19 protein-coding genes are annotated in these 19,955 nt (G+C 64.6%); 9 read left to right on the top strand and 10 right to left on the bottom strand.

All coding sequences use genetic code 11. The features are described 5' to 3' along the window. The first annotated feature begins 13 nt into the window (after window positions 1-13). The 3 genes from ACZ5U1_RS11880 (at window position 14) to smc (ending at window position 5,007) form a co-directional block, all read left to right on the top strand. The gene (locus tag ACZ5U1_RS11880; protein ID WP_464778582.1) at window positions 14-694 is read left to right on the top strand and encodes a thioredoxin domain-containing protein; all 681 of its coding nucleotides are present in this window, start codon (window positions 14-16) and stop codon (window positions 692-694) included. Between the two features lie 45 nt (window positions 695-739). Then, window positions 740-1,474 carry a thioredoxin domain-containing protein gene (locus ACZ5U1_RS11875; RefSeq protein ID WP_464778581.1) on the top strand — a complete coding sequence of 245 codons (735 nt, stop codon included), beginning with the start codon at window positions 740-742 and terminating at the stop codon, window positions 1,472-1,474. 92 nt (window positions 1,475-1,566) lie between these two features. Continuing rightward, window positions 1,567-5,007: a chromosome segregation protein SMC gene (smc, locus tag ACZ5U1_RS11870; RefSeq protein ID WP_464778580.1), complete on the top strand. Its 3,441-nt coding sequence runs from the start codon at window positions 1,567-1,569 to the stop codon at window positions 5,005-5,007. Window positions 5,008-5,022: 15 nt separating this feature from the next. On the opposite strand, the gene ACZ5U1_RS11865 is transcribed toward smc, so the two are convergent. Further along, a complete protein-coding gene (locus tag ACZ5U1_RS11865; RefSeq protein WP_464778579.1) occupies window positions 5,023-6,471 on the bottom strand; it encodes a phospholipase D-like domain-containing protein in 1,449 nt (482 codons plus the stop codon). Then, on the bottom strand, window positions 6,468-7,370 hold the full coding sequence (ubiA, locus tag ACZ5U1_RS11860) for a 4-hydroxybenzoate octaprenyltransferase (RefSeq protein WP_464778578.1): 903 nt from the start codon (window positions 7,368-7,370) through the stop codon (window positions 6,468-6,470). The genes ACZ5U1_RS11865 and ubiA overlap by 4 nt, the downstream gene beginning before the upstream one ends. Window positions 7,371-7,457: 87 nt before the next feature. Here ubiA and ACZ5U1_RS11855 point away from each other — a divergent pair, with 87 nt between their 5' ends. Both ACZ5U1_RS11855 and ACZ5U1_RS11850 read left to right on the top strand, forming a co-directional pair. Beyond that, window positions 7,458-8,204 (top strand): 16S rRNA (uracil(1498)-N(3))-methyltransferase, encoded by a 747-nt coding sequence (locus ACZ5U1_RS11855; RefSeq protein WP_464778577.1) that lies wholly within the window; start codon window positions 7,458-7,460, stop codon window positions 8,202-8,204. A gap of 112 nt (window positions 8,205-8,316) precedes the next feature. Next, window positions 8,317-9,690: a glutamate--cysteine ligase gene (locus ACZ5U1_RS11850; RefSeq protein WP_464778576.1), complete on the top strand. Its 1,374-nt coding sequence runs from the start codon at window positions 8,317-8,319 to the stop codon at window positions 9,688-9,690. A 1-nt stretch (window position 9,691) separates the two neighbouring features. Here the strand turns inward: ACZ5U1_RS11850 and ACZ5U1_RS11845 are convergent, their stop codons facing one another. Genes ACZ5U1_RS11845 through ACZ5U1_RS11835 form a run of 3 tightly spaced genes read right to left on the bottom strand, consistent with a single transcriptional unit; the run spans window position 9,692 to window position 12,294 of the window. Beyond that, a complete protein-coding gene (locus tag ACZ5U1_RS11845; RefSeq protein ID WP_464778575.1) occupies window positions 9,692-10,993 on the bottom strand; it encodes a methyltransferase family protein in 1,302 nt (433 codons plus the stop codon). Window positions 10,994-11,037: 44 nt separating this feature from the next. Continuing rightward, on the bottom strand, window positions 11,038-11,676 hold the full coding sequence (locus ACZ5U1_RS11840) for a DUF1345 domain-containing protein (RefSeq protein ID WP_464778574.1): 639 nt from the start codon (window positions 11,674-11,676) through the stop codon (window positions 11,038-11,040). Between the two features lie 42 nt (window positions 11,677-11,718). Further along, window positions 11,719-12,294, bottom strand: coding sequence for a peptidase S14 (locus tag ACZ5U1_RS11835; RefSeq protein WP_464778573.1), 576 nt, complete (start codon window positions 12,292-12,294; stop codon window positions 11,719-11,721). A gap of 135 nt (window positions 12,295-12,429) precedes the next feature. Here ACZ5U1_RS11835 and ruvA point away from each other — a divergent pair, with 135 nt between their 5' ends. The 3 genes from ruvA (at window position 12,430) to ACZ5U1_RS11820 (ending at window position 15,929) form a co-directional block, all read left to right on the top strand. Next, window positions 12,430-13,038, top strand: coding sequence for a Holliday junction branch migration protein RuvA (gene ruvA, locus ACZ5U1_RS11830; protein ID WP_464778572.1), 609 nt, complete (start codon window positions 12,430-12,432; stop codon window positions 13,036-13,038). Continuing rightward, the gene (ruvB, locus tag ACZ5U1_RS11825; RefSeq protein ID WP_460989146.1) at window positions 13,035-14,054 is read left to right on the top strand and encodes a Holliday junction branch migration DNA helicase RuvB; all 1,020 of its coding nucleotides are present in this window, start codon (window positions 13,035-13,037) and stop codon (window positions 14,052-14,054) included. The genes ruvA and ruvB overlap by 4 nt, the downstream gene beginning before the upstream one ends. 132 nt (window positions 14,055-14,186) lie before the next feature. After that, on the top strand, window positions 14,187-15,929 hold the full coding sequence (locus ACZ5U1_RS11820) for an AMP-dependent synthetase/ligase (protein ID WP_464780039.1): 1,743 nt from the start codon (window positions 14,187-14,189) through the stop codon (window positions 15,927-15,929). Between the two features lie 3 nt (window positions 15,930-15,932). Here ACZ5U1_RS11820 and ACZ5U1_RS11815 read toward each other — a convergent pair whose 3' ends face one another. Genes ACZ5U1_RS11815 through ACZ5U1_RS11805 form a run of 3 tightly spaced genes read right to left on the bottom strand, consistent with a single transcriptional unit; the run spans window position 15,933 to window position 17,554 of the window. Next, window positions 15,933-16,334, bottom strand: coding sequence for a hypothetical protein (locus tag ACZ5U1_RS11815; protein WP_464778571.1), 402 nt, complete (start codon window positions 16,332-16,334; stop codon window positions 15,933-15,935). 58 nt (window positions 16,335-16,392) lie between these two features. After that, entirely contained in the window at window positions 16,393-17,115 is a 723-nt protein-coding gene (gloB, locus tag ACZ5U1_RS11810; RefSeq protein WP_464778570.1) for a hydroxyacylglutathione hydrolase, read from the bottom strand. 4 nt (window positions 17,116-17,119) lie between these two features. Next, complete coding sequence (locus tag ACZ5U1_RS11805) at window positions 17,120-17,554, bottom strand: VOC family protein (protein ID WP_464778569.1); 435 nt, start codon at window positions 17,552-17,554, stop codon at window positions 17,120-17,122. A gap of 103 nt (window positions 17,555-17,657) precedes the next feature. Here ACZ5U1_RS11805 and ACZ5U1_RS11800 point away from each other — a divergent pair, with 103 nt between their 5' ends. Beyond that, window positions 17,658-18,362, top strand: coding sequence for an SIMPL domain-containing protein (locus tag ACZ5U1_RS11800; protein ID WP_464778568.1), 705 nt, complete (start codon window positions 17,658-17,660; stop codon window positions 18,360-18,362). 6 nt (window positions 18,363-18,368) lie between these two features. On the opposite strand, the gene ACZ5U1_RS11795 is transcribed toward ACZ5U1_RS11800, so the two are convergent. Beyond that, the gene (locus tag ACZ5U1_RS11795) at window positions 18,369-19,199 is read right to left on the bottom strand and encodes a tetratricopeptide repeat protein (RefSeq protein WP_464778567.1); all 831 of its coding nucleotides are present in this window, start codon (window positions 19,197-19,199) and stop codon (window positions 18,369-18,371) included. Continuing rightward, on the bottom strand, window positions 19,199-19,954 hold the full coding sequence (locus tag ACZ5U1_RS11790; protein ID WP_464780038.1) for an alpha/beta fold hydrolase: 756 nt from the start codon (window positions 19,952-19,954) through the stop codon (window positions 19,199-19,201). Before ACZ5U1_RS11790 ends, ACZ5U1_RS11795 begins: the two co-directional genes overlap by 1 nt. Window position 19,955 lies beyond the last annotated feature (1 nt).

Genomic DNA, 19,955 nt, shown 5'->3' with positions numbered 1-19,955 from the left:
ATTGGAAGAACGCATGACGAAATCGCGCTTGCTAGTCCTTGGCCTCTTCGCATTAATCGCCCTCCCCGGCACGCTGATCGCCGCGCCCGCCGTCAACTGGACGACACGGGTCGCGCTGTCGCCCATTGGGGGACATGTTATGGGCAACCCGGCCGCTCCGACGAAGCTGGTCGAATATGTGAGCTATACCTGCTCGCACTGCGCCCATTTCGTGGGTGAGGCGAGTGCGCCGCTGAAAGCCAACTATGTGAAGAGCGGCAAGGTGAGCGTGGAAGCGCGCAATGCGGTGCGCGACAAATATGACCTGACGGCGGCGCTGCTGGCGCGATGCGGCGGGCCTAAACGCTTTTTTGGCAATCATGAGGCGCTGTTCGCCAATCAGGACGCCTGGATGGAGCAGTTGCAGGCTTATGACCGTGGCGCGGCCAAGCCATCCGAGCAGATCGCCTTGTTGCGCGACATTGGCCGCAACACGGGCCTTTATGCCTTGATGGGCAAGCGCGGCTTCACGCCTGCGCAGCTTGACGCCTGCATCGCCAGTCAATCGGCGATGAAGCAGATATTGGCGATGACCGACGAAGCGTGGAACAAGGTGAAGATTGGCGGCACGCCTGCCTTCACCATCAACGGCAGGCTGGCTGGCGGGTCAAGCTGGACCAGCTTGCGCGATGCATTGCCCGCCGCCGCACAGTAAACTAAACCCTTGATCCTGACGCCCGAGCAACGGAGCCTGCACGCAGTGAAAGCCATTACCGGACTTGCCCTTATCGCCCTGTCGATGACCGTTTCCGCCTGCGGAGACAAGGGCGCCACCAGCACGACGTCCGCCGAACCAATCGCCCCCGTCGCCGCGCCCGCAGGCACGAGCTGGTCAAACACGGTCACCCAGACCGCCGATGGCAACTTCGTCATGGGCAATCCCCAGGCGAAGGTGAAGCTGATCGAATATGCGAGCTACACCTGCAGCCATTGCCGCGATTTCGCGGCTGAGGCTTCCGAGGAGATCCGCAAGATCGTCGATACCGGCAAGATGAGCTATGAACTGCGCAACTTCGTGCGCGACCCGATCGATATCTCGACATCCCTGCTGGCCCGCTGCGGCGGCAAGGATGTTTTCTATCCGCTGAGCGATCAGTTCTTCGCCAATCAGAATGCGATGTTCGAAAAGGCGCAGGCCTTGGGCGATGCCAAATATCAGCAACTGATGAGCGCGCCGCCTGCGCAGCGTTTCGGTAATTTGGCCGAGGCTGTCGGACTGGTCGATTTCGCCAAGCAGCGCGGAATATCGGAAGATCAGGCCAAGCAGTGCCTGGCTGACACCGCCGTCGCCGAGAAGTTGGCCGAGGGTGTCCAGGCGGCAAACAGTCAATATAAGATCGAGGGCACGCCGACGTTCATCCTGAACGGCGTAAAGATCGACAATGTCGCGACTTGGGCGACTTTGCAGCCCAAGCTCAAGGAAGCGGGTATCTGATTGGCTCAAGGGGGGCAGACATTTGCGATGAGTTTGCCTGCTGAAGGCGGGGCGGCGTTACGCTGTCCCGGCAATTGGCCCGGCGGCTGGCCATGCAGATAAAGCGCCTCAAGCTTTCCGGTTTCAAAAGCTTCGTCGATCCAACGGAGCTGCGCATCGAGCCCGGCCTGACCGGGATTGTCGGGCCAAATGGCTGCGGCAAGTCCAATCTGCTGGAAGCAATCCGCTGGGTGATGGGCGAATCCAGCGCCAAGTCGATGCGCGGCGGCGGCATGGAAGATGTGATCTTCGCTGGCACATCCACCCGGCCGCAACGCGACTTTGCCGAAGTGTCGCTGCAAACGGTGCAGGAACAGGGCGAGCTGTTCAACGCGGTCGAGGTGGGCGCGGACGGCGAACTGGAAGTGACCCGCCGGATCGAGCGCGGGGCGGGCAGCGCCTACAGAGCCAATGGCCGCGACGTGCGCGCGAAGGACGTCGCGCTGGTCTTCGCCGACGCCGCGACGGGGCCGCACAGCCCGGCGCTGGTGAGCCAGGGGCGGATCGCCGCCGTCATCGCCGCGCGGCCGCAGGAACGGCGCGCGATGCTGGAGGAAGCGGCGGGAATTTCCGGGCTGCACGTCCGGCGTAAGGATGCCGAGCAGAAGCTGCGCGCGGCCGAGGCCAATCTGGTGCGGCTGGACGAAATCCTGACCGACATGGAGGCGCGGGCCAGCAGCTTGCGGCGGCAGGCCAAGGCGGCCGAACGCTATATCAAGCTGTCCGAGCAGATCAGGGTAGCCGAGGGGCGCGTGATCTTCGCCCGCTGGCGCGAGGCAGCGGCGAGCGCCGATGCCGCGCGTAAGGAAGCGGTGGAGGCGGAGGGCGCCGTCAGCGCCGCGCAGGAGGCTCAGGCGGCGGCGGCGGTTCATGCCAATGCGGCAGTAGATGCGCTCGCCCGGCGGCGGGTGGCGTCACAGGCCGCGCGAGACGAGGCCAATGAGGCGGGGCATCGGCTCGCAGCGCTTAGGACTGAGCGCGATGGGGTGGTGCGGCGGCTGCATGATCTGGCGCAGCAGGCCGAACGGCTGGAAGAGGACCGGGCGCGTGAGGGCACGCTCGCCAACGATGCGGCAGAAGCGATCGCCCGGCTGACGGCCGAGATTGCCGCGCTGAAGACACGGATTACCGAGACCGAGGCCATGCGGCCCGATTTCGCCGGGCGGATCGCGCGGGCGGAGGATGCGGCGCGGGATGCCGAGCTGGACCTGGCAAAGGCTATGGCGCAGCAGGCGGGCGAGCAGGCCGAGCTGCGCGTGGCCGAAGCGGCTTTGGCGGCGGCACAGAGCCGTCTGGAACGAGCGCAGCGGGAAGCCACGCGGCTGGAGGCGGAAGCGGGCGCCCTACCCGATGCGGCGCCGCTGGAGGCGAAGCGAAGCGAGGCGCTGGCTGCACAGGCGACGGCTGGATCGGAGCGCGATGCGGCCGAGGCGGCGATCGGGCAGGCTGAAACGGCGCGGCAGGCGGCTGCCGAGGCGCGCGCGGCGGCCGAAGCGGCGGTATCATCCGCACGGGCGGGACTGGCGGCGCTGGATAGCGAGGCGGCGGCGCTCAAACGAGCGGTCGAAAGCGGAAGCGGGCGCGAACGGGCACTGGACCAGTTGAAGGCCGCGCCGGGCTTCGAGCGGGCGCTGGCCGCCGCTCTGGGCGATGATCTCGAGGCGCCAGTGGGCGCGCAAGGCACGCGGCGTTGGACTGGGGCGGCGACGCTGGAGAGCGATCCGGCCCTGCCCGCTGGATGCGCTTCGTTGGCAGATCATGTGCGCGCGCCTGCGGAACTGGCGCGGCGGTTGACGCAGATCGCGGTCGCCGAGACGGATGATGGACAGGCGCTGGCGGTGGGACAGCGGCTGGTGACCAAGGATGGTCAGCTGCGGCGCTGGGACGGCTATGTCGCGGCCGAGGGCGGCGCGGCGGCGGCCGAGCGGCTGATCCGGCTCAATCGGCTGGAGGCAATTGCTGCGGCGCGACCGGCGGCGGATGCTGAGGTCGAGGCGGCACGCGCGGCGCAGGATAGCGCTGCTGGTGAAGAACGGGCGGCGGCCGAGGCACTGGGGACTGCGAGGACGCAGCTTGGCGCGGCCGACCAGCGGTTGCGCGCGGCGCTTCGTGCTGCCGACGAAGCGGCTACGGCGCTAGAGCGGCTTTCCGGGCGGCGGGAGGCCGTCGAGGAGCGACTGGCCGAAGCGCGCGCTGATCTGGGCGCAGCCCGGGCCGAACATGACAAGATGGACGCTGCGCGCGCGGCGGTGCCGGACGGGGACGGGACGCGGACGCTGGTGGCATCGCTTTCGCAAGCGAGCGAGAAGGCGCGCATAACTGTCAGCCAGTTGCAGGCGGATCAGGCCCTGGCCGACCGGGCTTTGGCGAGCGATCGTGAACGCATGGCTGCGGCTGACGCGGAAGCCAAGGGCTGGCGCGCGCGGGCGGGCGAGGCGGCGAAGCGGATCGCCGCCATGGTAGAGCGCGGCGAGGCGATTGCGTCCGAGCGCGATGGGCTGGCACAGCAGCCCGACAGGCTGGCGACGGCGATCGCCGCCTTGTCTGAGCAGGGCGCGGGGCTGGCGGACGCGGCGGAAGCGGCGCGGCGGGCGGAGAGCGAGGCCGAAGCGGCGCTGCGGGTTGCCGAGGAACGGGCAGCGCAGACGGGTGAAGCGCTGGCTCAAGCGCGCGAACGGCGGGCGACTGCCGCCGCGCGAGCGGAGGCAGCGGAAGAGAAGCGGGTGGAAACCAACCGTCTTTCGGGCGAACGCTTTGAATGTCTGCCGCCGGTGCTGCCCGAGAAGCTGGGCTTTGCCAGTGCCGACATCCGGATCGCGCAGAGCGAGCAGGGTGACCATGACCGTCTTTCCGCCGAGCGCGAGCGGATCGGGCCGGTCAATCTGGTGGCCGCGCAAGAATTGGAGGAGCTGGAGGCAACGCAGGCGGCGAGCCGGGCCGAGAGCGAGGAACTTGCCCAGGCGATCAACCGGCTGCGCGGGTCAATCGGCAGTCTCAATCGCGAAGGTCGGCAGCGGCTGCTGGCGGCGTTCGAGGCGGTGGACGGGCATTTCCGGCGGCTGTTCACGACATTGTTCAACGGCGGACAGGCGCATCTGGAACTGATCGACAGCGACGATCCGCTGGAGGCAGGGCTGGAGATCATGGCGCAGCCGCCTGGCAAGAAGCTCGCTGCGCTGACGCTGTTATCTGGCGGAGAGCAGGCGCTGACGGCCGTCGCGCTGATCTTTGGCCTGTTCCTGACCAATCCGGCGCCGATCTGCGTATTGGATGAGGTCGATGCACCATTGGACGATGCCAATGTCGAGCGTTTCTGCGACCTGCTCGATGTCATGGTCGGGCAGACCGACACGCGCTACCTGATCGTCAGCCATAACGCGGTGACCATGGCGCGGATGCACCGGCTGTTCGGTGTGACGATGGTGGAGCGGGGGGTAAGCCGCCTCGTTTCCGTCAATCTGGGCGGCGCGGAAGCGCTGCTGGCGGCGGAATAGGAAAGCGGCGAGGCTTCAGCGCGGCTTGCGCATGCGACGGAACAGGCTGCGGTCGGTGACCGGTTCGAACATCTCTTCAGGCCCTTCCGGATCGAGTAATTCATTTTCGGCCAGCCAGGCCTGCACATCGTTGAGGTCGGGCGTCACATAAGGGCGCAGGGTTCGGCCAGGCTTGTCACGCAGTTCCTCGATCCCGGCAATCAGCCCGCGCTCTGCAATGACGGCGGATACCCGTTCGACGGGCAGATCCAGATGTTCGGCGATCAGGTCATCACGAATGCCGAGCACGGTCGCTTCATGCCCGGCATTGGCGGGAAGGGTCCCGTCGATCGTGACATCACATTCGGTATCGAGCCGCATCGAACGGTTGTTCATGTTGGACGAGCCCACGCGCAAGGTCCGGTCATCGACGATCAAGATCTTGGCATGGACGTAGATCGGCTCACCACGCACCGTGAAAGGATGGTAGATGCGCAGCTTGCCATAGGCGTCACGGGCGCGCAGGGCTTCGACCAAGCGAGCGCGGGCAGTGTCCATGGCCTGCTGTTCCAACCAGCCATCGGCTTGTTCCGGATTGATGATGACGATTTCCGGCCCATCGGGATCACCCAGCCGCGCGGCGATCGCCTCGGCGATGCGGCGGGATGCGAAGTACTGGCTTTCGGCGTAGATGGATCGCTTCGCAGACGCGATCTGGTTCAGATAGAGCCGCTCAATCTCTTGCAACGGCTGCTGATCTTCCATTTCCGGCGCGGAACGGGAAATGGCGATATCGACATTTTCAAATTGCACCGGCAGCGCGTCGGGCCAGCAATCATGTTCGCCGAAGATCGGTTCCAGATCGCCGCCGCCGGCCCCATTCCAACGGGCGCGGGCATGATCCCCCAACACCATCGCGACATCGCCTTGCAAGGCGGTCGTCGCGTCATGCCAAGGCCCATAGGCGGAACCGTCCGGGTGGTGACGGCCCGGGTCCTCGTCGCGATGATGGCGTGTGTCCCACCGGTCGCTGGTCATGTCGATGCCGCCGCAAAAGGCAAAACAATCATCGATCACGACGATCTTCTGATGGTGGGAAGCCCCAGGGGGATGATGGCTGTCCAGCTTCACCTGTATGCGCTTGTGCGCCATCCATTTGACGGTGGTAAAGAGGTTGGCGGGCTGCACCATCGACTTCATCGCGCCAACGTCCCAGCGCAACAGGAAGATTTCCAGCTCCGGCTTCTCCGCGACGAGCCAGCTAATGAACTCGCCGATGATGACGGGCGCTTCATCCTTGGCTTCGTCCTCGCGGATCAGGCTGATCGCGGCGTCAAAATCCCAACCGATGAGCATGATCCGGCGTTTTGCCTTGAGCATGGCTGCGCGGGCGTGGCGGAAATAGGCTTCCGCATCAATGATGACGCTGGCCTTGGCGGCGCGGGCGATGCGCCAGCAATCCTCACCCTCTTGCGGCATGCTCATGCACTCCCCACGACGAGGCAGCCAAGGAACATCAAGAACCCCGCGAAACGGTTGGAGCGGAACTTGGTGAGGGGATCGGCTCCATCCTCCTTGAGCGTTCCTACCTGCCAGAAAAGATGAACCGCCATCGGCAGCGAGGCAGCTAGAACAAGCCATTGCGGCCGCACCTGCCAAAGGGCCGCCGCCCAAAGGGAAAGCGCGAGCAGGTAGCAGAGCATTACGCCGCCGCGCACATGGCGGCCCATCGACAAGGCGCTCGACCCGATACCGATCAACGCATCATCCTCCCGGTCCTGCAACGCATAGATGGTGTCATAACCCACGACCCAGAAGATGGTGCCTGCGTAAAGCAACAGCCCGGGCGAGGTAAGCGCCCCTGCGACCTCGCTCCAGCCGACCAGCGCTGCCCAGGAAAAAACAAGGCCAAGCCAAAGCTGCGGCCAGCCAGTGATCCGCTTCATGAAGGGATAGGCAGCGACCAACGCGAGACTGCCGAGCGACACGATCTGCGCATAAGGGCGCAGTTGCAGGAGGACCGCGAGGCCGACGAGGCAAAGCAGGATGAGCCACGCCCATGCAGTACGCAGGGAAAGGGCACCGCTCGCGAGCGGCCGGGCGGCGGTGCGGGCGACTTTCCGGTCGAGGTCGCGATCGACGATGTCGTTGAACACGCAGCCCGCGCCGCGCATGGCGATGCTGCCGAGCAACAGCCAGAGGATCAGCGGCCAGCGCTCCCCTGCCCCGCCCGCCAAAACCACCGCCCAGGCCCCCGGCCAGAAGAGCAGCCACCAGCCGATCGGACGATCGAGCCGAGCCAGTAGCGCGAGCGCGCGGGGCGTCGCGGGCAGGCGGGCGAGCAGGCCGCGGGCCTCGCTGTCTGGGACTATGGTGTCACTCAACGTCACGCTCGCTTGTCGAAGGGCCGTTCTTCCTCTTTAGAGAAGTAAAGGGCTTCGACAAGCTCAGCCCGAACGGAGCATTGGAATATGACCGCAACCCCTGCATGGCCGCCGCAGAGCGCGCCGCGCCTGCATGTCGAGACGCAGTTAGGCGACGGCGTGGCCGTGCCGGTCGATGGCAACCCGGCCCATTATCTGATCAGCGTCATGCGGGTGAAGCCGGACGACATCGTCCTGCTGTTCGACGGCAGGTCCGGCGAATGGGCCGCGCGGGTGCGGGACATACGCAAGCGCGATCTGGTGCTGGAATGCGTCAGCCAAACCAAGGCACCGGAGGAGGTGCCCGATTTCTGGCTATGCTGCGCGCCGATCAAGAAAGGCCGCATCGACCTGATCGCGGAAAAAGCATGCGAACTGGGTGTCGCGAAGCTGCAACCGGTACTGACGCGCCGAGCTGTGGTGGACAAGCTCAACCTCGACCGGCTTCATGCGCATCTGGTCGAGGCGGCCGAACAATGCGGCCGCACCGCGCTGCCTGACCTCAGCGGCATGGTGAAGCTGGACGCGTTGCTGCGCGACTGGCCGGAGGATCGCTGGCTGTTTTTTGCCGATGAAAGCGGCGGCGAACCGCTGCACGATACGCTGCGCGCGCATCAAGGCCCTGCGGCGTTCCTGATCGGGCCGGAGGGCGGCTTCGACCCGGCAGAGCGGGAGGCGATCCGCGCTGTGGCAAAGGCCGTGCCCGTGTCCCTTGGCCCTCGCATCCTGCGCGCGGAGACAGCGGCGATCGCCGCGACGTCGGCGTGGATGACGCTGAACGGCGACTGGCGATAGGATAGCTGTTCCAGTTGCAATCCGAAATGGGATTGCAGCCCCGGTGGACGCAACCTATTTGTCCCCCGGGCGCTGTCGATTGACGCGCAAGGGGGACAGGCTAAGGCGGGGCATGAGCACGAGAACCGACTCAGGGGGAATCGATCCCGTCATCGAAAGCCGCGACCAGCTGATCGTGGCCTTTTCCAAGGGCGCCAAGCCCAAGGACCGCTGGCGCATCGGCACCGAGCATGAGAAGTTCGTCTATTCAAAGGCCGATCATCATGCGCCGTCCTACAGCGAGCAGGGCGGCATCCACACGCTGCTGATCGGCCTGACGCGCTATGGCTGGAGCCCGGTGTTCGAGGGTGACAACATCATCGCCCTGTCCGGCGCCGATGGAACGGTGAGCCTGGAACCGGCGGGTCAGTTGGAACTGTCCGGTGCGCCGCTGGAAAATCTGCACCAGACCTGCACGGAAACGCAGCGGCATCTGGAACAAGTCAAATATGTCGGCGACATGCTCGGCCTCGGCTTCCTGAGCTTGGGCATGTGGCCGGACAAGACACGCGACGAACTGCCCGTGATGCCCAAGGGGCGTTATGACATCATGCTGCGGCATATGCCGCGCGTGGGGTCGATGGGCCTCGACATGATGCTGCGGACCTGCACCATTCAGACAAACCTCGACTATGGCAGCGAGGCGGACATGGTGCAGAAGTTCCGCGTTGGCCTCGCCCTGCAACCTCTCGCAACCGCGCTGTTCGCCAATTCACCCTTCACCGAAGGCAAGCCCAACGGCTTCCTGTCCTATCGCAGCCATATCTGGTCGGACACCGATCCACATCGCACGGGCATGCTGCCCTTCGTGTTCGAGGACGGCTTTGGCTATGAGCGGTACGCCGACTATGCGCTCGATGTGCCGATGTATTTCGTCTATCGCGACGGCCGCTATATCGATGCGGCGGGCCTGAGCTTCCGCGACTTTCTAGACGGCAAGCTATCGGTGCTGCCGGGTGAAAAGCCGACCGAGAAGGATTGGGAAGATCATCTGTCCACCGCCTTCCCGGAAGTGCGATTGAAGAGCTTCCTTGAAATGCGCGGGGCCGATGGCGGACGAGCCGATCGCATCACCGCCCTGCCCGCTTTCTGGGTTGGCCTGCTCTATGATCAGGGCGCGCTCGATGCGGCCTGGGATCTGGTGAAGGGCTGGACCATGGAGGACCGGCAGACGCTGCGCGACGCGGCGCCGAAGCTGGCGCTGGATGCACCGTTACCGGGCGGGCGCAAGTTGCGCGATATCGCAGCGCAGGTGCTGGATATCAGCCGCAGCGGACTGAGGGCGCGGGCACGGCTGAACGATATCGGCGACAATGAAACCGCCTATCTGGCACCGCTGGACGAGATCGTGGCGGCGGGGCGTACCCATGCCGAAGAACTGCTCGACCGTTATCATGGCGAATGGGCGGGCGACCTTTCCCGCGTCTATGATGAGGAAAGCTTCTAACCTATTCCGCTGGCGTCAGGCTCGGCTGAACCTTGCGCCTGCGGCCCGTTGCCCAGGCGAACAGACGGGGGACGGGCGCGTTGCGCTCCATCCATTGGCTGTAGTCGCGATAGGCGGGATCAGTAGAAAGGTGCGCCTCTTCGGTCCGGGCGCGCCAATAATAGACGGCGTTGGTCGCCGCCAGCATCGCGCAGTTGCGCACCATGTCAGTGAGGCTTCCCGAGACCGTGAGGAAGGGCAGCGCTGAAAACCACCAGAACAGGTTCTTCGACAGGTAAGCGGGGTGCCGCGTCCAGCGATACGGCCCGTGCGTCAGGATGCCGCGATGGGTGAGGTTGGAAAAGCGGATGCCGAACACCACCGTCGCCCAGGCATAGATGGCGGTTAGCAGGACAAGCCAGCTGCCCAATATCCATTGCAAGGTCGTGTGCCCCTGCGTCCAAACGTCCCATTCAGCCCCGCCTGCATGATAGTCCAGCGGTCCCCCTGACCCCATCAGCACGAAGGGCGGGTAGCAGATCAGCGCCGCCACCCACCCGGTCAGCAATGGATTGGCGGAACGAATATGGGAATCGAGCGGCTTGCATGTCAGCAGGTAGCCGACCGTCGCCATGCAGACATCGATCATGAACATAACCGCGATCAGGAAGGCGGCAAGGTTCACCGGATTGGCGAAGGCATGATCCAACCGCCAGTCCACCACGCTGGCAAAATTGCCCGGCACGATGGAGAGCATGAAGGCTAGGAAAAAGCCTTTGACCGCCCATGCGCGGGCATGATTGGCGACCTGCGCCATGTCCGGCGCGCCCGCTGCTCCGCCGATGACCCATTGCCCGAAGGCATGGGTGGCGTCGCAGGGTTCGACCAATCGCCGGTCCAGCCAGACGACATAGGGAACGGAGAACAGCACAAGCCAAGGGGCCGCGTCCATGAACAGGTTCATGGAATAATGATAATTCCCGCTCCAGTACCAGCGGGCGAGGCAGTAGAAGATCGCGAGCGCCAGCCATGTTGCCCAAAGGCCAGCAATCTTGACGAGGCTGATGTCGAGGATAGCGCGCCATGGCCGGGGAGGCGCCTGCCAATCGATACCAGTCGATGGATTGCGATGAACCCTGTCCACCAGCAGCGACCACAAGATCATCGGCAGCCCGCAGGCGATCACCGCCGCGAAGCCCGCATTGGGGCCGTTCATCCCATAATGCCGCGCCACCACCGCCCAAAGGGCAAGACCGGCCAGCCCGGCGAAGCCTACGCCATGGCTGACGGCAGAGGGCGGACAAGGATCGGTAGCGGAAGACATGCCCGGCTTATGCCGGGAAATGGTAAGCAAGCCGTGAAGCTACCTCAGACGCCGCCCAGCACATTGATGGTAAAGGCCAGGATGCCAAGGTTGAACAGGAATGCCGCGAGGCAATGCGCGGTCACCACCTGACGCATGGATGTGCCGGTCACCCTGACATCGGACGTCTGGAAGGTCATGCCGAGGGTAAAGGCAAAATAGAGAAAATCGCTGTAACCGGGCTCCTTCGTACCGGGGAAGTCGAGGCCCTGCTGATCCTTCCCATGCCGATCGGCCAGATAGAAGAGATGCGCATAATGCATCGCATAGACGAGGTTGGAAAAGAGCCAGGCAAGCGCCAGCGTCACAAGCAACAGCGCGATGGCGGCTGCATTGGGGCCGCCATGCTGGCTGACGGCTGCACCCACCGCGACCAGCACCACCAGCGACACGATGCCGGTCAGGAGCAGCATCAGGCGGCGATTGGCATCATTTTCCTGGGCGGTGCGACGCATGCGGTCGGGGTCGGCTCGCAGAAGCGGCGCGGCCACAGCGATGAAGGCAAGAGAGGCACAATCGAACCCGGCCATCACCGCCTGATGCCAGGGCATCAACCAGCCGAATGGCAAGGCGGTCGCCAGCAACGCCAGGAACATGCCGTAGCGCCAGGGAAAAACCAGGGAGCGGGCGGAAGAAGGCTTCATCCGCCCAGAAAGCCGCAAAAGGACGATGCTGGCAAGCGGCCGTCAGAGCACCGCTTCCACCAGACCAAGCGTCGCGGCGTCATTCGCTTCGAGATACCAGTTTTCCGGTGCCCGCTTCAGCACTTCGTCGAGCGAGATGCTGGAGCCCAGGATCAGGTTGGAAAAGCCTTCATTCTGGATGGCGATCGATGCCTCGATCTCGTTCAGGGCGGCCCTTAGCGGTGCGATGCAGGTGGACAGCGGGCCTTGAAGGTGGATGTCCTTGGTGATCAGCCGTTCATGGATCATCACCCGCGTGCCACGCGTGAGGTAGCGGTTTTCCTTGGCGAAAAAGCCCATGAAGGTCGCGCCTGCCGAATAGACGGCGGTCTTTCCCAGGAACACCAGTCGCCGCGCGGCGCTGAGTTCCGAATGAAAGCGGATATCCTCCCCCATCATCCGCGCGATTTCCGGGTCGCCGCCAAGCGTAGAAATTTCTGTCACCACCAGCCCGTCGGAGGGCGCCGCCGCCAGCGCCTCCTTGAAGTACAGATACATGGACTGGTCGACGGGACCGGAGAGGCGGATGGCGGGACAGGCGAAGTCCTGGGGTGAGAGCAAGGGCGCTTGCATCGACATCAATGGGTTCCTGATAGACTAGGGATGGGCTGCACTACGTCCGGCGCGGGAATTGGTGCCAAGGCAGGCGCGCTTTTGACTGGCGCTATCCTTGGGAGCCTGTAAAGAACAGATCATGACCAAAGGGTGCGGGGCATGATCGCGAAACTCAAAGGGCGGCTGGACAGCACGGGCACTGACCATGCGATCATCGACGTGGGGGGCGTGGGCTATCTCGTTGGCGCATCGTCGCGCACCTTGTCGGCGCTGGGTCCGGTAGGCGAAGCGGTGACGGTGCATACCGAAATGCTGGTGTCGGAGGATTCGATCCGGCTGGTCGGCTTTGCGCGGGGGGAAGAGCGCGACTGGTTCCGCCTGCTGATCGGCGTGCAGGGCGTGGGATCGCGCGTGGCGCTGGCGATCTTGTCGGCGCTCGAACCGGCCGAACTGCATCGCGCGGTGGCGACCGGGGACAAGGCGATGGTGGCGCGCGCCAATGGCGTCGGGCCGAAGCTGGCGCTGCGAATCGTCAACGAATTGAAGGACAAGATCGGCGCGGCGCCGGGCGCTGGCGGCGTGCTGGGCGCGGGCATCGCGCCCGTCATGGCCGGAGGATTGGGAGCGGACGCGATTTCCGCCCTGCAGAATCTCGGCTTCAAGCCTGCCGAGGCGAGCAGCGCGGTTGCTGCTGCGGAAGAAGAACTGGGCGATAGCGCGACCCTGGATGCGCTCGTGCGGCTGGCGCTGCGGAAGGCGGCCAAGTGAGCGAGGAACGGTTGATCGCCTCCACGCGCCGGGCGGAGGATGTGGACGCCGCCCTGCGGCCCAAATCCCTGACCGAGTTTATCGGGCAAGAGGCTGCGCGCGGCAATTTGCGGGTCTTTATCGAGGCGGCGAAGCAGCGTGGCGACGCGTTGGACCATGTGCTGTTCTTTGGCCCGCCGGGGCTTGGCAAGACGACGCTGGCGCAGATCGTGGCGAAGGAAATGGGCGTCGGTTTTCGCGCGACGTCGGGACCGGTCATCGCCAAATCGGGCGATCTGGCGGCACTGCTCACCAATCTGGATGAGGGCGACGTGCTGTTCGTGGACGAGATCCACCGGCTCAATCCTGCGGTCGAAGAGGTGCTCTATCCCGCGATGGAAGACCGCGCGCTCGACCTGATGATCGGCGAGGGTCCTTCGGCCCGGTCGGTGCGGATTGATCTGCCGCGCTTTACGCTGGTGGGCGCGACGACACGGCAGGGGTTGCTGACGACGCCGCTGCGGGATCGCTTCGGCATTCCGGTGCGGCTGCAATTCTACACCGTGGAGGAACTGGAACTGGTGGTGCGGCGCGCGGCGCGGCTGCTGGACCTAGGCATCACGTCCGACGGGGCGATCGAGATTGCCCGCCGGTCGCGCGGAACGCCCCGCATCGCCGGACGGCTGCTGCGGCGGGTGCGCGACTTCGCCAATGTCGCGGGGGTAGAGGCAGTGGACGCCAAGGCGGCGGACGCGGCGCTGAGCCGGTTGGAGGTCGATCAACTAGGCCTCGACCTGATGGACCGCCGTTACCTGATGATGATCGCCGACATTTATCGCGGGGGGCCGGTGGGCGTGGAGACGCTGGCGGCAGGCTTGTCGGAGCCGCGCGACACGATCGAGGAGGTGATCGAACCCTATCTGATCCAGCTTGGCCTGATCGCTCGCACCGCGCGGGGCCGCTGCCTGAACGGGCCGGGATGGAAGCATCTGGGGCTCAATCCGCCCGCCGGATTGCAGGACGGGCTGTTCGACTGAAAAATGCGTGACCGCTACGGCAAGGCGCGGCTATAGCGTGGGCAAGGAGCGGATGCGCGCATCGGACGCGCTCTAGAATCAAGGAGTTGCGCTGCTTTGCGGGCGATCGAACAGTATCCCAATCTGGTGACCATGTTCTTCGCCCGGGCGAAGGAAATGGGCGACCTCCCCTTCCTGTGGCGCAAGACGGTCGGCGGCTGGCAATCGCTCAGCTGGACCGAGGTGGCGTTGCAGGTGGCGGGACTTGCCGCCGCGCTCAAGGCGCAGGGACTGAAGCCCGGCGACCCGGTCATGCTGGTGAGTGAGAACCGTCCCGAATTCTGCATCGCCGATCTTGCCATCATGGCAGCGGGATGCGTGACGGTCCCGACCTACACCACCAATACCACCCGCGATCATCAGCATATCCTGACCGATAGCGGCGCCCGCGCGGTGATCGTATCGACGGCCAAGCTGGCCCAGACGCTGATGCCCGCCGTGTTGCGATCGCAGGCGAGCTTCATCATCGGCATGGAACCGCTCCGGGGCGCGCAGGGGGATCTGTCCTGCCATCTCTGGGCCGACATGGTCGCGTCCCGCATCGCCGATCCCGACGCCTGCGACGCTGAACAGACCGCCAGGCGGAATGACCTGGCCTGCATCATCTACACCAGCGGCACGGGTGGTGCGCCACGCGGCGTCATGCAGCATCACGGCGCGATCCTCTGCAATATCGAGGGCGCGGGCAGGCTGGTGGCGGAGGATTTCGGCTGGGGGGATGAGGTGTTCCTGTCCTTCCTGCCGCTCAGCCACGCTTATGAGCATAGCGGCGGGCAATTCCTGCCGATCATGCTGGGTGGGCAGATATATTATGCGGAGGGGCTGGAAAAGCTCGCCAGCAACATAGAGGAAGCGCGCCCGACGATCATGGTCGTCGTGCCCCGCCTTTTCGAAGTGCTGCGCGCCCGGATCATCAAGTCGATCGAGAAGCAGGGCAAGTTCCCCACCTGGCTGCTGACGCAAGCTTTGCGGATCGCCGCGAAGGAGCAGAGCGGTAACATATCGATCGCCGACCTGCCGATGAAGCTGCTGCTCAACCGCACGCTGAAGCCCAAGATCGCCAAGCGCTTTGGCGGGCGGATGAAGGCGCTGGTGTCAGGCGGCGCGCCGCTCAATCCGGATGTCGGCCTGTTCTTCGACGCCATGGGGCTGACGCTGCTGCAGGGCTATGGCCAGACGGAGGCGGGGCCGGTGGTCAGCTGCAACCGACCGAGCGCGGGCATCGCCATGGACACGGTGGGGCCGCCACTTGATGGGGTCGAGGTCAGGATCGCCGAGGATGGCGAGATATTGGTACGCGGCGAACTGGTGATGCAGGGCTATTGGCGCAATGCCGCCGAAACCGAAAAGGCGCTGAAGGATGGGTGGCTGCACACCGGGGACATTGGCGAGATCGACGCCAAGGGCCGCATCCGCATCACCGATCGCAAGAAGGACCTGATCGTCAATGACAAGGGCGACAATGTGTCGCCGCAGAAGGTCGAGGGCATGTTGACGCTACAGCCTGAGATCGGTCAGGCCATGGTCTATGGCGACCGGCGTCCGCATCTGGTCGGGCTGTTGGTGCCCGATGCCGAGTGGACGCGCGAATGGGCGGCGGCGCACGGCCTTGATGCGGGCGCGGTCTCATCCGACGCCACCTATCAGGCAGCATTAAGGGCGGCGGTCGATCGGGTGAACGAGGAATTGTCCGTCACCGAACGGGTCCGGCGCATCATCCTGGCGGACGAACCCTTCACCATCGAAAATGGCGAGATGACGCCATCGATGAAAATCCGCCGCCACGTCATCAAGGCGCGCTATCAGGAGCGGCTGGACGCACTCTACAAGGGCTGACGGTTAACGGCCGGGGGTGCGATAGGGCGTGAACGACCCAAGCGCGCAACCGCCGGTGATCGACCCGATGGCGAGATCAGCGCTCCGCGCGATGTCGCCCCGGCAATATTGCGAACCCGTCGGCTTGATGATGAGTGTGTCGCCCCTGCCCAGCCCGGTGCAACCGCCGATCAGGTCGTTGCGATAGATCAGCCGACCGCTCACCCGGTACAATAACACGCTTTCGCTGATAGCGGTCAGGCTGGCGCCGGGATAGCGGGTCACGCAGTTGACTGGCTCGCCCGCGACTTTGCCCTCCAGCGCCGCTTCCAGCCGGTCAGCCTGCTTTTCCGTAAGGCGCGGGGGCTCGCTACCGCCCGCGCACCCTGCCAGCATCAGTGGCGCCAGACACATCCATGCACGCATGGCTTTTCTCCTGCACATCTTCCCGTGAAAGGGAGACGGCGGCGCAACGCCCGAACCGTCAGGCGGTATCCTTGGCCTTGCGGCGGCGAGCCAGCTCGGCGGCATCGCTCGCGCGCATGAAGATATTGGTCGCGCGCTCCAGCCCTATGGTCGTGGGCACGGTAGCCTCGCCGCGTGCACGCGCAGCATCGACCTGCACCATTCGGTCGGCGAGCTCTTCATTGTCCGGCTCGATCGTCAGGCCAAAACGGCCATTGCCCTGCGTATATTCATGGGCGCAATAGACCATCGTGTCGTCCGGCAGCGCCGCGAGGCGGGCCATGTTGGCGAACATCTGATCCGCCGTCCCTTCAAACAACCGCCCGCAGCCCATGGCGAACAGCGTATCGCCGACGAAGATGATGTGATCGTCAGCCAGATGATAGGCGATATGACCCGCCGTATGGGCGGGCACCTCCATCACGGTGGCGACATGATCGCCGATGCGCACCTTGTCCCCTTCCCCCACCTGCCGGTCGAGCGTGCCGATCTTGGTGGCCTCTGCGGCGGGACCGGTGATCAGGCAGCCGGTCGCCGCCTTGATCGCCGCATTGCCGCCCACATGATCGCCATGCCAATGCGTGTTCCAGATCTGGGTGATGGTCCAGCTCCGCTCGGCCGCCGCCGTCAGCACGGGGTCCGCCACCGCCGGATCGACCACCACGGTCTCGCCACTGGCATCGTCATGCAACAGCCAGACATAATTATCGGACAGGACCGGTATTCGGACGACGCTCAGCATGACCTTACCAGACGCCCGTGTTGGGCATGGACGCCCAGGGTTCGGCAGGATCAAGATAGCCGTCCTGCAGCAACTCTATCGAGATATTGTCAGGCGTGCGGACAAAGGCCATGTGGCCGTCGCGCGGGGGGCGGTTGATGGTGATGCCCGCATCCATCAGTCGCTGGCACACCTCGTAGATATTATCGACGCGATAGGCGAGATGGCCAAAATTCCGGCCTTCGCCATAATTTTCCGCTGGCCTGCCATCTTCCGGTGGCCAATTGTAGGTCAACTCAACCTGAGCATCCTCATCCCCCGGCGCGGCGAGAAAAACGAGCGTGTAGCGCCCATTTTCATTGTCGAAGCGTTTCTGCTCCTCCAGCCCCAACAGCTTGAAGAAGGCGACCGTGCGGTCAATGTCAGTCACGCGGATCATGGTATGAAGATATTTGGTCAAGCGGTCGCTCCGTTCGTCGCCAGTAAGCAACGGTTCATCTCGGCAATGGCAGGAATGATCCCAAGATAGGGCGGCGCAGGCATGGATGGAAGAGGAGACGCGAATGGCAATCGAGTATCGCGACAAGGTGCTGCTGGGCTGTGCCGGGCTGCTGGCTCTAGGCTTGGTCAGTGGCGGCTATCTGCTGGGCGACGGGCTGAAGCGCGCGAAAGCTGCGGATCGGTCGGTCACAGTGAGGGGCCTGGCGGAACGCAATGTCACGGCTGACCTTGCGACCTGGTCGATCAGCTATGCCGCAACCGGTTTCGACCTGCCCGCCGTGCGCGCCGAGATCGACAATAATACGCGAGAGCTGAAAGCCTATTTCGCAAGCCTCGGCTTCAAGCCGGAAGCGCTGACGCCCACGGGTGCGGGCGTCAATCAATATATCAACAATGGCGTCAACACGATCACCATCACTCAACGCATGTTGTTGCGCACGACCGACATCGCCCGTGCTCAGCGCGCGGTCGCGCAGCAGTTCGATCTGGTCCGCCGGGGCGTCACGTTGCAGGAAGGTTCCGGCATGCGCTACAGCTTCACGAAGCTCAACGACGTCAAGCCGCCGATGGTGGCTGCCGCGACCCGCGATGCCCGCGCCGCAGCCGAGCAATTCGCGCGCGACAGCGGCGCGAGCGTCGGCGGGATCAAGAGCGCCACCCAAGGCTATTTTTCCATCGATCCACGCGATGGAGAGGCGTACGGGTCGAGCGACACGCCCTATAAGAAGGTCCGCGTGGTCACGACCGTCGACTTCTACCTTAAATAGGCGGGTTCAGGCGGGCGGCAGCCGGGTAAGATTATCGGCAGCCGCCTTGCCTGCGGGCGATTGCGGCGCGAGCTTGACTGCTCTTTGCCAGGCCGATCGGGCGATGTCGGCATGATCGGTCAGGACAGCGATATTGCCCTCCTCCAAAGCCACGGACGCGTCATCGGGAGAAAGCTGCACCGCCCGCGCGATATGCGCCTGCGCCAGCTTCAACTCCCCCGCGCGGCGGGCGAGCGTGGCCGAGAGCAGCCACGCCAGCGGGTCCTGCGGCACCTGCGCCAGCGCCACATCGAGCGAATCGCGCGCTTCCTTGACCTCACCCAGCGCGACGAGGGCGCGGGCGCGATCCAGATGCGTTTCGCCTTTTTCCACGCCGTCGGGTAGCCCGCGCGCCAGTGCCGCGTCGAAACTGGTGCGCGCCTTGGCGGGATCGCCCGCCGCCAGCGCGGCATTGCCAGCCTGCGCCCATAAGCGCGCGCTCTGCGCCATTTCGCCGCTGCGCTCGGCCTCATCAGCAGCTTGTTCAAAAGACACGATCGCGGGCGCCCACCGCTCCGCGCGGGCATAGGCGAAACCCATGCAATGGCGGGCGTAGAAGCTACCCCCCTCCAACCGCCATTTCTGCGCGAACGCGACGCCTTGCTCGGGCGACTGAATCGCCTCGTCGAGACAGGCCTGGAAGGGCTTGGCATATTTTTCCGGAACGGGAATGCGACCGTCAGCAGCGAGGCTTGGTACGGGCGTCTGCGCCTCCTTCTTGGGCCGGTTCATCACGGCCTCTGTTTCCGGATCATAGGCTTGCGGCGTCAAAAGCAGCAGCGGGAGAAATAAGCTCATCAAAGATTGTCCAAAAGACTGCCGAGAGTGCGGATCAGCAATGCAATGTCGCCATCGCGCGACAGACGGTGGTCGCCATCCTTAATCAGCAGCGTCTGCACGTCATATGAATGCAGGCGCTGAGCGAGACGCACGGCGGTCTGCCAGGGTACGTCGCGGTCCTCCTGCCCCTGAAGAAGCCGCACGGGGCAATCAATCGCGATGGGACCGTTCAACAGGCGAAGCGCCTGTCCCGACTGCCAGAAGGCAAGCGTCGTCACCAGCGGTTGATCGCCATAGGGCGTGGGTTCGGTCAGCCGCCCCTGGGTGGCGAGCAAAGCCTTGTCCGCATCGCTAAAGCCCCATTCGGTGAAATCCGGCGCGGCCGCGATGCCGACCAGACCGACAACGCGATTAGGGCGAGCCAGCGCGATCAGCAGGGCAATCCAGCCGCCCATGGACGACCCCACCAGCAGCAACGGCCCTTCCGTCAGGGCATCGATCAACAGCAGCGCATCGTCGCGCCAACTGGCGAGCGTGCCATCCTCAAAACGGCCTTCGCTGGCGCCGTTGCCGCCATAGTCGAGCCGCAGCATCGTCCTTCCGGTCTCCGCCGCCCAGGCGTCAATAGCCACCGCCTTGCCACCTTCCATGTCGGACATGTAGCCGGGCAGAAAGACGATGGTTGGCCCCGTACCCGCACGATGGCGGTAGGCGAGCCGGACCCCATCGGGACGGGCGAACAGCGCCAGCGGCGCGGCTTGAAAGGGGGTTATC

The sequence above is a fragment of the Sphingobium sp. TomTYG72 genome (assembly GCF_055394715.1).
Note: the sequence above shows the minus strand (reverse complement) of the source record. Positions and strands in the feature narration are given on the sequence as shown.

Bases quoted from the DNA above. Each gene is read 5' to 3' on its own strand.
- ACZ5U1_RS11880 (WP_464778582.1), top strand. From the start codon at position 14: ATGACGAAATCGCGCTTGCTAGTCCTTGGCCTCTTCGCATTAATCGCC.
- smc (WP_464778580.1), top strand. From the start codon at position 1,567: ATGCAGATAAAGCGCCTCAAGCTTTCCGGTTTCAAAAGCTTCGTCGAT.
- ACZ5U1_RS11865 (WP_464778579.1), bottom strand. From the start codon at position 6,471: ATGAGCATGCCGCAAGAGGGTGAGGATTGCTGGCGCATCGCCCGCGCC.
- ACZ5U1_RS11855 (WP_464778577.1), top strand. From the start codon at position 7,458: ATGACCGCAACCCCTGCATGGCCGCCGCAGAGCGCGCCGCGCCTGCAT.
- ACZ5U1_RS11850 (WP_464778576.1), top strand. From the start codon at position 8,317: ATGAGCACGAGAACCGACTCAGGGGGAATCGATCCCGTCATCGAAAGC.
- ACZ5U1_RS11845 (WP_464778575.1), bottom strand. From the start codon at position 10,993: ATGTCTTCCGCTACCGATCCTTGTCCGCCCTCTGCCGTCAGCCATGGC.
- ACZ5U1_RS11840 (WP_464778574.1), bottom strand. From the start codon at position 11,676: ATGAAGCCTTCTTCCGCCCGCTCCCTGGTTTTTCCCTGGCGCTACGGC.
- ACZ5U1_RS11835 (WP_464778573.1), bottom strand. From the start codon at position 12,294: ATGTCGATGCAAGCGCCCTTGCTCTCACCCCAGGACTTCGCCTGTCCC.
- ruvA (WP_464778572.1), top strand. From the start codon at position 12,430: ATGATCGCGAAACTCAAAGGGCGGCTGGACAGCACGGGCACTGACCAT.
- ACZ5U1_RS11820 (WP_464780039.1), top strand. From the start codon at position 14,187: ATGTTCTTCGCCCGGGCGAAGGAAATGGGCGACCTCCCCTTCCTGTGG.
- ACZ5U1_RS11815 (WP_464778571.1), bottom strand. From the start codon at position 16,334: ATGCGTGCATGGATGTGTCTGGCGCCACTGATGCTGGCAGGGTGCGCG.
- gloB (WP_464778570.1), bottom strand. From the start codon at position 17,115: ATGCTGAGCGTCGTCCGAATACCGGTCCTGTCCGATAATTATGTCTGG.
- ACZ5U1_RS11800 (WP_464778568.1), top strand. From the start codon at position 17,658: ATGGCAATCGAGTATCGCGACAAGGTGCTGCTGGGCTGTGCCGGGCTG.
- ACZ5U1_RS11795 (WP_464778567.1), bottom strand. From the start codon at position 19,199: ATGAGCTTATTTCTCCCGCTGCTGCTTTTGACGCCGCAAGCCTATGAT.